At 67.5% G+C, this 16,789-nt stretch carries 10 protein-coding genes, 1 tRNA gene and 1 pseudogene; 8 read left to right on the forward strand and 4 right to left on the reverse strand.

All coding sequences use genetic code 11. The annotated features are described in order from the left end of the window. Window positions 1-83: 83 nt before the first annotated feature. The 5 genes and pseudogenes from ACW17V_RS05135 to ggt form a co-directional block, all read left to right on the forward strand. The gene (locus tag ACW17V_RS05135; RefSeq protein WP_492107798.1) at window positions 84-2,873 is read left to right on the forward strand and encodes a TonB-dependent receptor; all 2,790 of its coding nucleotides are present in this window, start codon (window positions 84-86) and stop codon (window positions 2,871-2,873) included. Window positions 2,874-3,047: 174 nt separating this feature from the next. After that, entirely contained in the window at window positions 3,048-3,638 is a 591-nt protein-coding gene (locus ACW17V_RS05140) for an RNA polymerase sigma factor (protein ID WP_492107799.1), read from the forward strand. Beyond that, on the forward strand, window positions 3,602-4,591 hold the full coding sequence (locus ACW17V_RS05145) for a FecR family protein (RefSeq protein WP_492107800.1): 990 nt from the start codon (window positions 3,602-3,604) through the stop codon (window positions 4,589-4,591). Before ACW17V_RS05140 ends, ACW17V_RS05145 begins: the two co-directional genes overlap by 37 nt. Window positions 4,592-4,731: 140 nt before the next feature. Further along, on the forward strand, window positions 4,732-8,001 hold the full coding sequence (locus ACW17V_RS05150; protein ID WP_492107801.1) for a TonB-dependent receptor: 3,270 nt from the start codon (window positions 4,732-4,734) through the stop codon (window positions 7,999-8,001). 104 nt (window positions 8,002-8,105) lie between these two features. Next, a pseudogene (ggt, locus tag ACW17V_RS05155) lies at window positions 8,106-9,860 on the forward strand (gamma-glutamyltransferase); the annotation flags it as partial. Between the two features lie 3 nt (window positions 9,861-9,863). Here ggt and ACW17V_RS05160 read toward each other — a convergent pair. Beyond that, window positions 9,864-11,090, reverse strand: coding sequence for a PQQ-dependent sugar dehydrogenase (locus tag ACW17V_RS05160; RefSeq protein ID WP_492107802.1), 1,227 nt, complete (start codon window positions 11,088-11,090; stop codon window positions 9,864-9,866). Window positions 11,091-11,254: 164 nt separating this feature from the next. Between ACW17V_RS05160 and ACW17V_RS05165 the strand changes: the two genes are divergently transcribed. Beyond that, window positions 11,255-13,381: a PAS domain S-box protein gene (locus tag ACW17V_RS05165; protein WP_492107803.1), complete on the forward strand. Its 2,127-nt coding sequence runs from the start codon at window positions 11,255-11,257 to the stop codon at window positions 13,379-13,381. A 67-nt stretch (window positions 13,382-13,448) separates the two neighbouring features. Here ACW17V_RS05165 and ACW17V_RS05170 read toward each other — a convergent pair. Further along, window positions 13,449-13,538 (reverse strand) — tRNA-Ser (locus ACW17V_RS05170). Between the two features lie 152 nt (window positions 13,539-13,690). Here ACW17V_RS05170 and msrA point away from each other — a divergent pair. Together msrA and ACW17V_RS05180 are read left to right on the forward strand one after the other, a co-directional pair. Then, window positions 13,691-14,344: a peptide-methionine (S)-S-oxide reductase MsrA gene (gene msrA / locus ACW17V_RS05175; RefSeq protein ID WP_492107804.1), complete on the forward strand. Its 654-nt coding sequence runs from the start codon at window positions 13,691-13,693 to the stop codon at window positions 14,342-14,344. Then, window positions 14,341-14,691, forward strand: a complete 351-nt coding sequence (locus ACW17V_RS05180; protein ID WP_492107805.1) for an MmcQ/YjbR family DNA-binding protein — start codon at window positions 14,341-14,343, stop codon at window positions 14,689-14,691. Before msrA ends, ACW17V_RS05180 begins: the two co-directional genes overlap by 4 nt. On the opposite strand, the gene ACW17V_RS05185 is transcribed toward ACW17V_RS05180, so the two are convergent. Continuing rightward, a complete protein-coding gene (locus ACW17V_RS05185; protein ID WP_492107806.1) occupies window positions 14,688-15,437 on the reverse strand; it encodes a DUF599 domain-containing protein in 750 nt (249 codons plus the stop codon). The genes ACW17V_RS05180 and ACW17V_RS05185 overlap by 4 nt on opposite strands. Before the next feature lie 44 nt (window positions 15,438-15,481). Further along, window positions 15,482-16,786, reverse strand: coding sequence for an MFS transporter (locus ACW17V_RS05190; RefSeq protein ID WP_492107807.1), 1,305 nt, complete (start codon window positions 16,784-16,786; stop codon window positions 15,482-15,484). Window positions 16,787-16,789 lie beyond the last annotated feature (3 nt).

A 16,789-nucleotide genomic window follows, 5' to 3' on the forward strand; every position in this document is an offset into this window, starting at 1 on the left:
GGCCAGGACCTGTCGCCGCGATGCGGCGCGGAACCCGGCCCGGACAAGAACGTGACCCGCAAAGGCGGGCTTGGGAGGGAACCATGGCTTTCAACACCACAAATGGCCTGCGCGCATTGCTGACCGGCGGCGTCTCGATGATGGCGGTCACGCTGGCCGGCGTCGCCCATGCCCAGGACGCGGCCCCCGCGCCGGCGGCTGACGAGGTCGAGGCGGTGGTGGTCACCGGCTTCCGCGCCAGCCTGGCCAGCGCCATCAACCTCAAGCGCGCCGAAAGCGGCGTCGTCGACGCCATCAAGGCTGAGGACATCGCCCAGTTCCCCGACCTGAACCTGGCCGAATCCCTGCAACGCATCCCGGGCGTCTCGATCTCGCGGATCAATGGCGAAGGCCGTCAGGTCACCGTGCGCGGTCTCGGCTCGGAATATACCCGCGTCCGCATCAACGGCATGGAGGCGATCTCCACCACCGGCGGCACGGCCAACAGCGGCGGCACCAATCGCGGTCGGGGCTTTGACTTCAATGTCTTCGCTTCGGACCTCTTCAACAGCCTGGCCGTCCGCAAGACCGCTTCGGCCGACGTGGAAGAAGGCTCGCTGGGCGCCACGGTCGACCTGATGACGGCCCGCCCGTTCGACAATCCCAAGCCCCAGCTCGTGCTGTCGGCGACCGCCAGCTACAACGACCTGTCCGAGAAGACGACGCCGCGCCTGTCGGCCCTGGCCAGCCGCACCTGGTTTGACGGCAAGCTCGGCGCCCTGGTCTCGGTCGCCTATGAGCAGCGCCACCTGAAGGAAGAAGGCGCCAACATCACGCGCTGGACCTATGGCGGCAGCAACGGCGGCTTCAACGCGGCCTCGACCGTGCCGGGCTACACGATCGCCCAGATCAACAACAATACGGCCGCTGGCGGCATCTTCGCCCCGCGCATCCCGTCCTATGTCAGCTACGACATCAATTCCAAGCGCCTGGGCGTCACCGGCTCGGTGCAGTTCCGGCCCGATGAAGACACCGTCCTGACCCTGGACGCGCTGTATTCCTATCTCGACGGCACCCGCAAGGAAGCCCAGCTGCAGGCCATCGGCCTGTCGCGGTCCGGGGTCGGCAAGCCCCAGACGATCATCCGCGACGGCGTCGTGGAAGGGAACAACCTGGTCTATGCGCGCATGGACAATGTCGATCTGCGCACCCAGTCGGCCTATGACGAGCTGCACACCGAGTTCAAGCAGTTCACCTTCACCGGCACGCGCGACTTCGGCTCCAACATCCGCACGGGCGTCATCGCCGGCTATGCGGACTCGACCTTCACCCAGCCGGTCTCGACCATCATCACCTTCGACCGGGCCAACACCCAGGGCTACAGCTACGACTTCCGCAACGGCCGGCTGCCCAAGATCGATCTGGGCTTTGACCCGACCAATCCGGCTAACTGGTCGGCGATCAACGGCACGTCGGAAGTGCGCATCCGTCCCCAGTTCGTCGAGAACCAGTTCTCGACCGCCAAGATCTACGGCGAGTGGGACGCCAATGAGAACCTGACGATCAAGGCCGGCGTCGACTGGCGCAAGTTCGAGTACGACAGCTACGGCGCCTATCGCACCAGCGAGACCGTCAGCCAGACCCTGACCGCCGCCGAACTGGCCTCGGTGTCCAAGGTGTTCAGCGGCTTTGGCCGCAATCTCGACCTGCCCGCCGGCAACGCCACCGCCTGGCTGGTTCCCGACATCGACGCCTATGCCGCCAAGTTCGGCATCTACAGCAACACCGGCATCTATGCCCTGACGAACACCAACAACAGCTCGGCGCGCGGCCAGTATGGCGCGGTGCAGGAGGCCAGCACGGGCGCCTATGTCCAGGCCGACTTCCGCTTCCAGGCCTTCGGTCTGCCGTTCCGCGGCGACGCCGGCCTGCGCCACGTCCAGACCAAGCAGGAGTCGGCCGGTTACGCCGCTGTCGGCGGCGTCATCCAGCGGGTTGACGCCCACCGCGACTACGACCTGACCCTGCCGGCCTTCAACCTGGCCGCCGATGTCACCGACACCGTGGTGGCCCGCATCAGCACGGCCCAGACCATCGCCCGCCCGGGCATCGGCTCGCTGTCCCCCGGCGGCGACGTCAACGTCCAGGGCGCTAACCGCAACTTCAGCTCGGGCAATCCGGACCTGGATCCCACCAAGTCGACCAACCTGGACCTGTCGCTGGAATGGTACCCGGCCAAGGGGACGATGCTGGCCGCCGGCGTCTTCTTCAAGCGGATCGACACCTTCGTCGCCACCCTGCGCCAGGAAGCCGTCTACAACACGCTTGGCCTGCCGGACTCGCTGCTGGCCGGTACCGGCGCCAATTCCAGCGAAGTGTTCCAGGTCACCCAGCCGGTCAATTCCAACGGCGGCGATCTGTCGGGCGTCGAGCTGAACTGGCAGCAACCCCTGACCTTCCTGCCGGGCTTCTGGAGCAATTTCGGCTTCATCGCCAACTACACCTACGTCAACTCCGACATCGAGTACCTGACCTCGACCACGCCCGGCGCGCCGACGGTCAACGCCACCCTGGTGGGCCTGTCCAAGAACGCCGCCAACGCGACGATCTATTATGAGACCGACCGGTTCAGCGTGCGCGGCTCGGCCGCCTATCGCTCGGGCTATCTGACCCAGGTGCCGGGCAGCGACGGCAACGCCTATCACGGCACCAACGAGACGCTGAACTTCGACATGCAGGCTACCGTCGCCCTGCGTCCGAACCTGAAGCTGTCGTTCGAAGGCGTGAACCTGACCGACGAATTCAACGACCAGTATGTCGGCGAGAGCAACCGTCTCAACGTCTACACCCACAGCGGGCGGCAGTTCTTCGTCGGGCTGCGATACAACTTCTAAGGCGTCGCCTCCCCAACCTCCGCGCCTTGGATCAAGCGCCGGCCCTCCTTCCAGGGCCGGCGCTTTCTACGTTCTGGCGGCGCCGGCTGCCCGCTTGGGTGGCGCATTCCCCAAAAGCGACTTTCGTCCGTTGCCTTCCGTTGCGGATCAGGCTTCGTTGCGCGAGGGGGTGGCATGGACCAACAAGACGAAGAACGGCGCGCCTGGTTTCGGCGAGAGATCCTGCCCCTCGAGGCGGACCTCCTGGCCTATGCGCGACGCTTCTGCCGGGACGGCGAGACCGATCCCGAGGATCTGGTCCACGACACCTTTGCCCGCGCCATCGCCTACAAGAGCTGGCGGGAGGTTCTCAATCCAGGCGCCTTCGCCTCGCGCATCCTGCGCAACACCGCCCTGGACGCCCTGCGCCGCCGCAAGGTTCTGACCATCACCGCGGTCGCCGATTTCGAGCGTCTGGCCCTGGCCGACGAGGCTCCGACCCAGGAGCAGACCATCGTCGACCGCGACGAACTGCGGCAACTGCGCGAGGCCATGGCGGAATTGCCCGACCAATGCCGGCGGGTCTTCACGCTGCGAAAGGTCTATGATCTTTCGCCAAGGGAGATAGCGGAAAGGCTGGGCCTGTCCGTCTCCACTGTAGAGAAGCACCTCGTAAAGGGGTTGCGGTACTGTTCGGATAAACTGGGCCGTGGAGACGGTCGGACAAGAAAGGTCGAGGAAGAGCGTTCATGGCGCGTGAAGCGGGATCTCAGCGGGAAGCCGTAAGGCAGGCCGCCGCCCAGTGGGTGGTCCGGCTGGACGACCCCGCCTGCGCCCCGTCTGATCGCCTCGCCTTCGAAGCCTGGCGCGATCAGGGGCCGCAATACGAAGCCGCTTTCGAGCGCGAGGCCGTCGCCTGGGAGCGCCTGGAGCGGCTGCGCGCCATTGCGCCTGGGACGAGCGCCGCCAATGCCGACCTGCTGGCGCCGCCACGGGAGCGCACCTCGATCTGGAGCCGTCCAACGGTCTGGGCCCGCGCCGCCGCCATTGTCGGCGCGATTGGCGTCACGGCCGCGGGCGTGATCTCGGCCACCGCCACGACCGCCTACGCGACGGCCATCGGCGAGCGGCGTGTGATCGTGCTCAGCGACGACAGCCGCATCGAGCTCAACACCAACAGCAAGGTCCTTGTGCGCTACCGCAACGGCGCGCGCGAGGTTCGGCTGGTCAAGGGCGAGGCCCTGTTTATGGCGGCGCGCGACCGCCGCCCCTTTATCGTTCGCGCGGGCGACACGCGCCTGGAAGCTTCGGACGCCGTCCAACTGGCCGTGCGGGTCGGAGGGCGCGCCGCAGCTGTCACGGTCAAGAGCGGCTCGGTGTCCGTGGACCAGGAGGCGACCGAAACGGACTCGCGTCAGTCGGCCGGTGTCGCGGCGGTGTATGGCCCGGTGGGCGGCCGCGTGCAGCGCGTTTCTACTGCCGAAATCGACCGCGCCCTGGCTTGGCGACAGGGCGCCATCGCCCTGAACGGCCAGACGCTGGAACAGGCCGTCGCCGAGTTCAATCGCTATAACCGCCAGCGGATTTCGGTCGACGATCCCGCTGTCTCGGGGCTGAGACTGGCCGGATACTTCCAGAGCACAGAGCCCGGCAGCTTTGTCGCCGCTGTGACCAATACCTTCCCGGTGCGCGCGACCCGCGACGCCGAGGGCGTGATCCGCCTGACCGCCCGCGACTGAACTTCGCGCCTCTGGCCGCCCCGGGGCGGCGAGAAACAAAAATTTCAGTGGCGTATGGCGGATCGTTCGAGATCGCCCGTCGAGTAAGGCAAGAACGCCATGTCGAGGGGGCAGGGCGCGGCTAGGGGCAGGTCCAAACCATGCGCAATTCCAATCGTCTTCGGAGCATCCGGGGGCTTCTGCTCACGTCAGCGGCCGTTCTGGTTCTGGCCGGACCGGCCCTGGCACAGGACGCCCGCCACCGCTTCGATATCCCGGCCCAGGACGCCGTCTCGGCCCTGCAGACCTTCGCCAAGCAGTCGGGCAAGCAGGTCCTGTTTCCGTTTGAAGCGGCGTCCGGTCGAAAGACACCGGCCGTGGTCGGCGAGATCGCCGACAGCGAGGCCCTGGCCCGTCTGATCTCGGCCGCCGGCCTCGAGATCGCCTCCGACAACGGTCAGACCATCACCCTGCGTCCGGCGTCTGCCGCCCGCCCCCAGCCCCAGGCCGCGTCGGGCGGCCAGGCTGACGAGGACGTCGCCGTCGTCGAAACCGTCGTGGTTGTCGGCTCGCAGATCCAGGGCGCCAAGACCACCGGCGCCCTGCCGGTGACCGTGGTGGACGAGCGCGACATCGTCGCCACCGGCGCCGTGTCGGGCGACGAGCTGTTTCGCTCGATCCCGCAGGCTGGCGATGTCCAGTTCCAGGAAGCCCGCACCACCGGCAATCTGAACGACGCGCGGGGCGACGTCTCGTCGCTGAACCTGCGCAGCCTGGGCACGGGCAACACCCTGTCGCTGCTGAACGGCCGCCGCGCGGTCATGCACCCGGGCACCCAGACTGAAAACCTCGTTCCGGTGCAGACCCCCAACACCAACGCCTTTCCCGTGGCCGGTGTGAAGCGCGTCGAAGTGCTGCGTGACGGCGCCGCCGCCATCTACGGCACCGACGCCGTGGCCGGCGTGGTCAACACCGTGCTCGACACCCGCTTTCGCGGCCTGCGCATTGAAAGCCAGCTGGGCGGCTCGGAAGGTACGGGCTATCGCGAAGGCAGCTTCAACGTGAAGGCGGGCACGCGGCTGGAAGACGGCACGCGCCTGACCTTCTTCGGCGGCTATACCGGCCGCTCGCGGATGATGGCGACCGACCGCGACTATTCCGCCAGCGAAGACCATCGCGCCCAGGTCGCCGACACCCCCTGGGTCGGCAACACCACCTTCGACAACCGCACGACCTCCAGCCCCTGGGGCTCCTTCACGGTGATCCCGTCGTCGACGGCCGTGCGCCAGAACGGCGTGGCGCTGACCACTACCGGCGTGTTCCATGTCGAGCCGACCAGCAACACGGCGGCCGGCTGCAGCAGCACGGTCATCAATGGCAATCTCTGCCTGCGCGCCGGCACGATCACTGGCGCCGCCGACCGCGAGCTGCGTTACAACCAGAACCCGCAACGCACGCTGAAGGGTGGTCTTGAACGGACCAACCTGTTCAGCACCGTCGAGCGCGACCTGGACAACGGCCTGACCGTCTTTGGCGAGCTGGGTTATTATCACGCCCTGTTCACCGGCAGCCGCGAGCAGTCGGCTCCTATCGCTTCGGCCCCGATCAGCATTGCGGCCAACGCCTATTGGAACCCCTTTGGTCCGGTTGGCAGCGTCAACCGTCTGGCGGGCCTGACCGGCGTGCCGACCACGGGCCTGGCGATGAACATCACCACCTATCGCCCGGTCGATACCGGGCCGCGCACCTACACCGTCACCGACGACAGCTACCGCCTGCTGGGCGGCGTGAAGGGTGACTGGAACGGCTGGAAGTGGGAGTCGGCGCTGGTCTATTCCGAGGCCCGGACCAAGGACAAGACCCACAACGCCATCAGCAACACGCTCTTCCAGGCGGCGCTGAACCGCACGACCAGCGACGCCTACAACCCCTTCAACGGCGGCTCGCAGACCAACTATTCGGGCGAGGACGAAACGCCCAACAGCGCCGCGACGATGAATTCCTTCCTCATCGACGTTTACCGCATCAGCAAGACCAGCCTGGCCATGGGCGACTTCAAGGTCTCCAACAGCGACCTGTTCTCGCTGCCGGCGGGTCCGGTCGGCTTCGCGGCGGGCGTGGAATGGCGTCGCGAGACCTTCCTGGATGATCGCGATGACCGCCTGGACGGCACGATCACCTACACCAACACCGTTACGGGCCTGACCTACGGCACCGACGTGATGGGCGCTTCGGGCTCGGTCGACGTCAAGGCGGACCGCTCGATCGCGTCGGCCTTCGCCGAACTGGCCGTGCCGATCGTCTCGCCGGAGATGGGCATCCCGTTCGTCGAGGAAATCCAGCTGCAGCTGGCCGTGCGTGACGAGCACTATTCCGACTTCGGCAACGTGCTGAAGCCCAAGGGCGCGATCCTGTGGACCGTCGGCAAGGGCTTCTCCCTGCGCGGATCGGTGTCGCAAAGCTTCCGCGCGCCGAACCTGCCGCAGTTCTACAGCCCCGGCTCGACGGTCTCCAACACCCGCACCGACTTCGCCGCCTGCCGGATCAACAACCCGGCCGCCACCACCTGCGCCAGCTCCAGCACGCTGGAAGTGCGCAGCGGCAACGATCAGCTGAAGCCCGAAGAGGCCGACAACGCCTCGGTCGGCTTCGTCTATCAGCCGGCCTTCATCCCGCGCGAATACGGCAAGCTCGTCCTGACCGCCGACTTCTGGTCGATCCGCGAGAAGAACGTCATCGGCATTCTCGGGGCCCAGAACCAGATCAACTATGACCTGCTGCTGCGACTGTCGGGCGGCTCCAACCCCAATGTCGTGCGCGACGCCCCGGTCGGGACCAACACGGTCGGCGCGATCAGCTATGTGAACGACACCTATTCCAACCTGCAGCCGCGCATGGTCCAGGGCTTCGACTTCAGCCTGGACTACGATCTGGACGACACGCCGCTGGGCGATTTTGGCCTGTCGCTGAACGTCGCCAAGCTGTCCAAGTACGACCAGTCGCCCAGCGCCATCGAGGCGACTCTGGCGAGGGCGATCGCCGACGGGAAGCTCACCGGCCTGACGGTGGCGTCGGCTGGCAACCAGATCAAGATGGACGGCTTTCCGGAATTCCGCGGCACGGCCAACCTGACCTGGCGCCTGAACGGCTGGGGCGCGGGCGTCTTCGTCAGCCATGTGGGCGAGGTCTATGACACCGGCCCGGTCCAGATCGCCGGCGAGTACTTCCCCGTGAAGGCCTGGACCACGGTCAGCCTCTACGGCCAGTACGCCTTCGAGGAAGGCCGCTTTGACGGTTCAACGATCCGTCTGGGCGTTCGCAACGTCGCCGACAAGGAACCGCCGATCGTGTCCTCGAACTTCGGCTACCTCGGTTCGCTCCACAACGCGACTGGACGCTACTGGTACCTGAACGCCAGCAAGCGCTTCTAGCCGACGCCTAGGAGTTCCGGCCCAATTCCGCATTCCCGGCCGGGACTCTAGCGGGACGACGACTCAGCCCCCCGTGCTCGTCGTCCCGCACCCCTTTTCCAACTCTCCTCGACGAGGCGCGCGTGAAACCCTTCCGACTTGTCGCCCTGGGTCTTTCGGCCCTCGCCCTTTCCACGGCTTCCCTGCTGCCGGCCTCGGGCTGGGCCCAGCGCAAGCAGCTGCTGGAATATCCCAGCATCCACCATCCGGTGGTGGGCGAGCGCGGCATGGTGGTCAGCCAGAACGCCATCGCGACCGAGGTCGGCGTCGGGATTTTGCGCCAGGGCGGCAACGCCGTGGACGCCGCGGTCGCCACCGCCTTCGCCCTGGCCGTGACCCTGCCGCGCGCCGGCAATATCGGCGGCGACGGCTTCATGCTGGTCCATATGGCGGGCACGGGGAAAACGGTCTTCATCGACTATCGCGGCATCGCGCCTAAGGCCGCGCGGCTCGAGACCTTTGTCGATGACAAGGGCAAGGAAAACAACGCCGTCGCCTCGATCGGCTACAAGGCTCCCAGCGTGCCCGGCACGGTCGCGGGCCTCTATTTCGCGCACAAGACCTACGGCAAGCTGCCGTGGAAGGCCGTGGTCGAACCCGCCGTCCGCCTGGCCGCCGATGGCGTGGCCCTGACACCCGACGAGGCCTTCGTGTTCAGCTGGGGGCAGGAGCGCCTGTCGACCAGCGCCGCCGGCAAGGCCGCCTTCTACAAGCCGGGCGGCGCGCTCTATGCCGCCGGGGAGACCCTGAAGCAGCCGGATCTGGCCTGGTCCCTGCGCCAGATCGCCGACCACGGAGCCGACGCTTTCTATCGCGGCGAGATCGCCAAGCGCTTCGCCGCCGACATGAAGGCCCATGGCGGCCTGATCACCCTGGAAGACCTGGCCGCCTACAAGCCGGTGATGCGCGAGCCGCTGGAGGGGACCTATCGCGGCCTGACCGTGATGACCTCGCCGCCCGCCAGCGCCGGCGGCGCGACCCTGCTGGAGATGCTCAACATCCTCGAGCAGTTCGACCTGAAAGCCACGGGCGCCGGCTCGGCCCGGTCACTGCACCTGATGGCCGAGGCGATGAAGCTGGGCTATGCCGACCGCTACAAGTATCTGGGCGACACCGACTTCGACAAGGTTCCGCTGAAGGGCTTCACGTCAAAGGCCTACGGCATCGAGCGCGCCAAGCTGATCGATCCGGCCCGCGCCAAGCCGGCCAGGGAACTGGGCGCCGGCGATCCCTGGGCCTTCGAGAGCCCCAACACCACCCACTTCTCGGTGGCCGACGCCGAGGGCAATGCGGTCAGTAATACCTATACCCTGGGCGCTGATTTCGGCTCGGGCGTGATGGTGGCGGGCGCGGGCTTCGTGCTCAACAACCAGATGAACAACTACGCCCACGAAGCGGCGTGGAAGGCCCGGCAGACCGGCGCCCCCCTGCCGCCCAACGCCCTGGAGCCCGGCAAGCGGGTGCTGTCGACCATGATGCCGACCATGGTGTTCAAGGATGGCAAGCCCTGGCTGATCACCGGCACGCCGGGCGGCAGCACGATCATCGACACCGTGCTGCAGGTCATCGTCAACGTGGTGGACTTCGACCTCAACGTCGCCGAGGCCACCCACCAGCCGCGCATCTTCCAGAACGCCAGCGATCCGCTGGAGGTCGAGCCGAACTTCAATCCCGACACGGTCGCCCTGCTCAAGGCGATGGGCCATCCCATCAAGTCCGACGAGACCATGGGCAGCGCCCAGTCGATCATGATCGACAAGGGCCTGTTCCTGGGCGGCGCCGATCCCCGGCGTCCGGGCGCGGCGGCTGTGGCGCGCTAGGCCTTAGGGCTTGGGGACCACCCGCAGCAGCTTGCCATCGTCCGCGTCGGTCAGCAGGTAGACCGCGCCGTCGGGACCGACGCGGACGTCGCGGATGCGCTGGCCGAGATCCTCGAACAGGCGCTCCTCGCCGACAACCCTGTCGCCCTGCAGCGTCAGGCGCGCGACATGCTGACCGCGTAGCGCGCCGACCAGCAGGCTGCCCTTCCAGGCGGGGAACAGATCTGCCTGGTAGAAGGCCATGCCCGAAGGGGCGATGACCGGATCCCAGTAATAGACCGGCTGTTCCATGCCGGCCTTGGCGGTGATCCCGTCGCCGATCGGCCTGCCGGAATATTCCTCGCCATAGGTGGCGGTCGGCCAGCCATAGTCCTTGCCCGCCTCGGGTCGGTTCAGTTCGTCGCCGCCCTTGGCGCCGTGCTCCACGGTCCAGAGCCGGCCCGAGGGATCCAGCGCGGCGGCCTGCAGATTGCGGTGGCCCGAGGACCAGATCTCCGGCTTCGCGCCGGCCTTGCCAACATGGGGATTGTCCGAGGGGATCGAGCCGTCGGCGTTGATGCGCACGACCTTGCCCAGGGTTCCGTCCAGACGCTGGGCCTGCATGCGGCCCTCCTGGATCGAGCGATCGCCGGTGGTTATGAACAGTGTGCCGTCCCCGGCGAAGACCAGGCGACCGCCGAAGTGCAGGCTGGAGTTCAGCTTGGGCGTCTGGCTCCAGATCACCTGCACGCCTTCGACGCGCGGGGAGGGGCCGCTGATCAGCTTGCCGCGCGCCGCCGCCGTGCCGTTGCCGCCGTCGCCGGACTGGGCGTAGGTCCAGTAGATCAGGCCGTTGCTGGCGAAGTTCGGATCGACCGCCACGCCCAGCAGGCCGCCCTGGCCGTTGGCGTCGACCGCAGGCAGGCCGGCCACGGGTGTCGACAGCTGGCCATCGGCGCCCACCAGGCGCAGTCGTCCGGCGCGTTCGGTGACCAGCCTGGTCCCGTCCGGCAGGAAGGCCAGACCCCAGGGGTGGTCCAGGCCGCCGACCACGGTCTCGACGCTGTAGGCTACGCCCAGCGCCTGGCCGGGCGCGCGGGTCTGGCCGGCGAAGGCGGGCTTCTGGTCCGGCGCATTGGCGGCCCGGGTCTCGACCGGCGGGCTCGAACCCTCCTGAGCGGCGGGGGCGTCGGGGGCGGGGCCGCAGGCGCACATGACCAGGGCGAGGAGGGGGAGAAGGCGCGTTTGCATGGGCTGAACCTTAGACGAGCTGTCGGGCTCGGCAATCTCATTCCTCGGCCGTCCGCAAGCTTGGCTGCGCAAGGTTTGTGCAGGGCGCGGGGTGACGCCCAGCATCGCTTCGGTCATCATCGACGCGATCGAGAGCCGGGACGTCGGAAAGCCACCAGAGCCGCATGAACGACAGCGAACTAAGGCTGGAAATCGCCACCCGCGCCGCCGGCATCGGCATATGGGATTGGGATCTGCTGACCGATCAGATCGTCTATTCGCCGGCGGCGCGCGCCATCAGCGGATTCGATCCTCTCCAGGCGATCGGCATCGAAGATGTTCGGGCGCTCACCCATCACGAGGACCGCGCCCATTCCGCCGACATGACGGCCAGGGCTCTGGATCCGGCGCTCCGCGCGCGGGCGGTCTACGAGTTTCGCATCGTGAGGCCTGACGGCGCCGTGCGCGCGCTGGTGGCGCACGGCGAAGCGATCTTCGATCGGGTCGAGGGCGTCGAACGAGCTGTGCGCTATATCGGCACCCTGGAGGACGTCACCGAGCGCAAGCGGCTGGAAGAGGCTGAGCGCCGGGCCAGCGATCGCCTGCGGCTGGCCCTGGGCGCCGGCCGCATGGCCGTATGGGAATATGATGTCGCCACCGAGCGGGTGAGCGGCTCACCTGAACTTTATCACCTGCTGGGCTTTCCCGGGGAAGCGCAACCCACCCTAGAGGCATTGCGCGGCGGGTTCGCGCCTGACGATGTGGGCTGCGTCGCGCGAGCGGCGCAGGCCGCCTGGAAACGCGGCGATCACTTCCTTGAGGTCGAGTTCCGCTACCGCCGACTGGATGGCGTCTGGCGCTGGTACCAGCTGCGCGCGGAGATCAAGCTGGGCTCCACGGGACGGCCCAGCACCCTGCTGGGCGTGCTGGTCGACGTCACCGAACACAAGTCCGCCGAGGATCGCCTGCGCGACAGCGAGGCGCGCTTTCGGGCCATGGCCGATTCCGCGCCCGCGCCGGTGTGGATCACGGGCGTCGAAGGCGGCATCGAGTTCGTCAATCAGGCCTTCGTCGAGATCACCGGTCTGGCGGCCGACAGCCTGCTGGGCGATGTCTGGATCCAGTTGATCCATGCCGATGATCTGGCTCACGTGGCCATGGCGCGCATCGCCGCCCGCACGACCCTGTCGGCCTATACCTTCGAGGCGCGGTTCAAGCGCGGGGACGGCGAGTATCGCTGGATGTTCGTCAGCGCCAAGCCACGCTTCGAGCCGTCGGGCGACTTCCTGGGCTATGCCGGCCTGGCCATTGACCTGACCGAGACGCGCCGCGCCCAGGACGCCCTGCGCGAAAGCGAGGCGCGCTTTCGACTGATCGCCGAAACGGCGCCGGTCATGCTGTGGATGAGCGACGATCGGGGCGCCTGGACCTATCTCAACCTGGCCCTGCGCGTGTTTTTGGGCGTGGGTTCGGGGGCGGGTGACGATCCCTCCGATCTCGTCTGGAGCGACGCCGTGGTCGCCGAGGATCGCCCGGCCCTGTTCAACGCCCTGGACGCCAGCATGGCTCGCCAGGAGCCTTTCGAGGGCGACGCCCGCTACTACCGCGCCGACGGCCAGATCCGCGACGTGCACACCGTGGCCCAGCCCCGGCTGGACGCTTCGGGCCGGTTCATCGGCATGATCGGCGTCAATATCGACCTGACCGATCTGCGCGCCGCCGAGACCCGTCAGCGCTTGCTGATCAACGAGCTCAATCACCGGGTCAAGAACACCCTGGCCTCGGTGCAGTCCATCGCTCGCCAGACCCTTCGCGAGGGCCAGACCGCCACCGCCGCGCGCGAACTGCTGCAGGACCGGATCATGGCGATGTCGGTGGCGCACGACATTCTCACCCGCGAAAGCTGGGAGGGCGCGTCCGTGCACGACATCGTCTTCGGCGCGATCCAGCCCTTCGTCGGCCCCGACGCTCCCCGGTTTCGCGTCAGCGGGCCCGCTGGCCGTCTGGGGCCATCCGCCGCCCTGGCGCTGGCCCTGGCCCTGCACGAGCTGAGCACCAACGCGGTCAAGTACGGCGCGCTGTCGACCAGCGAGGGCCGCGTCGACATCGTCTGGGGACCCAGCGAGGACGGACGAAGCGTCAAGCTGCGCTGGAAAGAGCGCGGCGGTCCGCCGGTCACGCCGCCGACCCGCAAGGGCTTTGGCTCGCGCCTGCTGGACGGCGGTCTGGCGGCCGACCTGGGCGGCCGACCCACCCTGCTGTTCGCCCCGGACGGGGTCGAAGCCGTGGTGCCGATCGCGCTGAGCGATTGACGATGTCGCCGAGCGGCGTCGCGGGGCTAGCGCGGCCGCTTTGGAGATAGAGGGATTTCGGGGGCGGTGGCGGTGAGAGAGGGATTCGAACCCTCGTTAGGCTTTCACCTAAACACGCTTTCCAAGCGTGCGCCATCAACCACTCGGCCACCTCACCATGCGCACGGAATCGGGAGCGGTTGAGGCCCCCCTTCGCAGGAAGGCGCGCAATATACTCATGGGGCTTTCCGGGGCAAGCGCTCATGAGGGATGAAATGTGCGGCGGGAGCACATATATCGGCTGAGACCCTTTCCCGCCGAGGCCCCGCCATGCTGTTCGCCAAGAAGTCCCTGGATCTGCCCACCGTCGACAGCGCCCTGCCGGGCCGCGAGGCGGCGATCCCGACCGCCGAGACCCATTTCATCAACGGCCATGCGCTGAAGGGCCCCTATCCCGACGGCATGGAGACGGCCGTGTTCGCCATGGGCTGTTTCTGGGGCGTGGAGCGGATCTTCTGGAAGGTCCCCGGCGTCTATGTGACCGCCGCCGGCTATGCGGCGGGGATCACCCCCAACCCGACCTATCAGGAGGTCTGCAGCGGCGGCACCGGTCATACCGAGGTGGTGCTGGTGGTGTTTGATCCCAAGGCGGTCAGCTACGAGACCCTGCTCAAGACCTTCTGGGAGAACCATGATCCCACCCAGGGCATGCGCCAGGGCAACGACATCGGCACCCAGTATCGCTCGGGCATCTATGTGACGAGCGACGCCCAGGCCGCGGCGGCTGCGGCGTCGAAGGAAACCTATGGCCAGGCCCTGGCCGCCAAGGGCCTTGGGTCGATCACCACCGAGATCGCCGCCGCCGGGCCGTTCTATTTCGCCGAGGACTATCACCAGCAGTATCTGGCCAAGAACCCGGGCGGCTATTGCGGCATCGGCGGCACCGGCGTGACCTGCCCGATCGGCGTGGGCGTCGAGGCTTGAGTCCCGACGCCTTCGACGCCGTCTGCCGGGCCCTGCCGGGCGCGACGATGGATATCCAGTGGGGCGCCGATCAGGTCTACAAGGTCGGCGGCAAGATGTTCGCGGTGATGGGCGACGCGGTCGCGCAGGACGGCGTGTCGTTCAAGGTCTCGGACGTCGCCTTCGAGGTGCTCACCGAAACCGGACGGGCGATCCCGGCCCCGTATCTGGCCCGCGCCAAATGGGTGAAGTTCGACGATCTGGCCGCGCTGGACGCCGCCGAGGTCGAGGACTGGCTGAAGACGGCCCACGCTCTGATCGCGGCCAAGCTGACCAGGAAAGTCCGCGCCGAACTGGGCCTCGCCTAGATCGTATCGACCGGTGGTTCCTTCTCGGCGTGCCGCATGTGCGGGCCGTGGACGACGGGCTGGCGCTCGAGGATCTGGCGGACCTTGCGCACGGCCGATGAGGCGCGGCTGCGGCGCTGACGCCAGACCAGCAGCAGCAGGGCGCCCAGGGTCGCGGCGATGAAGGCGTAGGGCCCCAGAAGCCAGGCGGCGCCGGCCAGGGCGAAATAGTAGCCGCGCACCCCGGCGTTGAAGGCGGACAGGGCCGGGTTGAGGATGCCGCCCGTGGCCTCGGCATATTCCGCCAGGGTGGAGGGCGAGGCCCACATCGGCGTCGCGCCGATGGCGGCCAGGCAGTAGTTCATCTGGCGGATGGCCCAGATGAAGTCGAGCAGACCGCGCGCCAGGGCGATCAGCACCAGACCCAGCTTCAGCTGGAAGAGTATTTGGGTGGCGGGGGCCAGCACGGCCAGGCCCTCGATGTTCTTGAGCGCGCCGTCGCCGCCGAACAGCACGCCGGCCGCCGCCGCGATCAGGATCAGGTTGGACGAGGCGAAGAACGACGCCGAGTTGATCGCGTGGCCCAGAAGCTGGCCATCCAGCAGGGCGATCTCGCGCACCGCCATCTCCTGCATCCAGCGCCGCCGGATCACCGTCATGTCGGTGTTGATCAGGTTGCCGCTTTCGCCCAGGCGCTTGAGCAAGGGCTCATAGAACAGCCAGGCGAAGATGAAGAGGGCGAGGGCGACGATGTCGATGATCGGCATGGCTCAAGCTTACGGCTGGAACGGGATTCGGCGAAGCGTCTGGTTCAGTCTTCGAGGATGCGACTGTGCTGGCCGCTGTCACGCAGGGCGAACGCGATCAGGGCCCCCATGGCCATCATGCCGGCCAGATAGATGTAGAAGCCGCTCTCCATGCCGATGCTCTTGAACCACAGGGCCACGAACTCGGCCGTGCCGCCGAACACCGCATTGCCGATGGCGTAGGGCAGGGCCACGCCCAGGGCGCGGACATGGGTGGGGAAGAGCTCGGCCTTCACCACGGCGCTGATCGAGGTGTAGGCCGACTGCACCACCAGGGCCGCGAAGATCAGCAGGAAGGCCACGGTCGGGTCGGTCGCCCGGGCCACCAGGGTGAAGATCGGCCAGGCCAGGATCGCGCCGCCGGCGAAGGCGAAGATCAGCATGCGTCGCCGGCCCCAGCGGTCCGACATCCAGCCAAACAGCGGCTGGATCAGCATGAAGCCGATCAGGGTCGCCAGATTTACCGCCCCGGCCACCTCCTTGGTAAAGCCGGTCGTGTTGGTCAGGAACTTCAGCATGTAGGTGGTGTAGGCGTAGAAGGCCAAGGAGCCGGCGGCGGTCAGGCCGATGATCGCCAGGGCCTCGCGCGGGTGCTGGGTGAACATCGCCAGGGTGTTGGCCTTGGGCGCGCCCTGGGCCTTGGCGTTGGTGTAGGACTGCGACTCCTCCAGCCCGCTGCGGATCCAGAACACGATCACCGCCAGGGCCGCGCCGATGAAGAACGGGATGCGCCAGCCCCAGGCCGACAGTTGGGCGGGCTCGAGCACGTTCTGCAGGATCACCAGCACCAGGGCGGCGACCAACTGGCCCATGATCAGGGTCACGTACTGGAAGCTGGACCAGAAGCCGCGGCGCTTCTTGCCGGCCATCTCGCTCATATAGGTGGCGCTGGCGCCGTATTCGCCGCCGACCGACAGGCCCTGCAGCACGCGGGCGGCCAGCAGGATGGCGGGGGCGGCGGCGCCGATCTTGTCGAAGCCGGGGGTGATGGCGATGATCAGCGAGCCCAGGCTCATCAGGCCCACGGCCAGGGTCAGGGCGGCGCGGCGGCCGGCGCGGTCGGCATACAGGCCCATCAGCCAGGCCCCGACCGGACGGGCCAGGAAGCCCACGGCGAACACGGCGGCGGTCTTCATGAACTGGGCGGTCTGGTCGCCGGCCGGAAAGAAGACCTTGGCGAAATAGATCGAGAAGGCGGCGTAGGCGAACCAGTCGTACCATTCGACCAGATTGCCGGCCGACCCGCCGAGGATGGCGCGAGCCCGCGTCATGGAGCTCATCGGTTTCGCCTCGGCGGCTTGCGTCGTCATGCC

Source organism: Caulobacter sp. FV2ye17ST, from assembly GCF_058680955.1.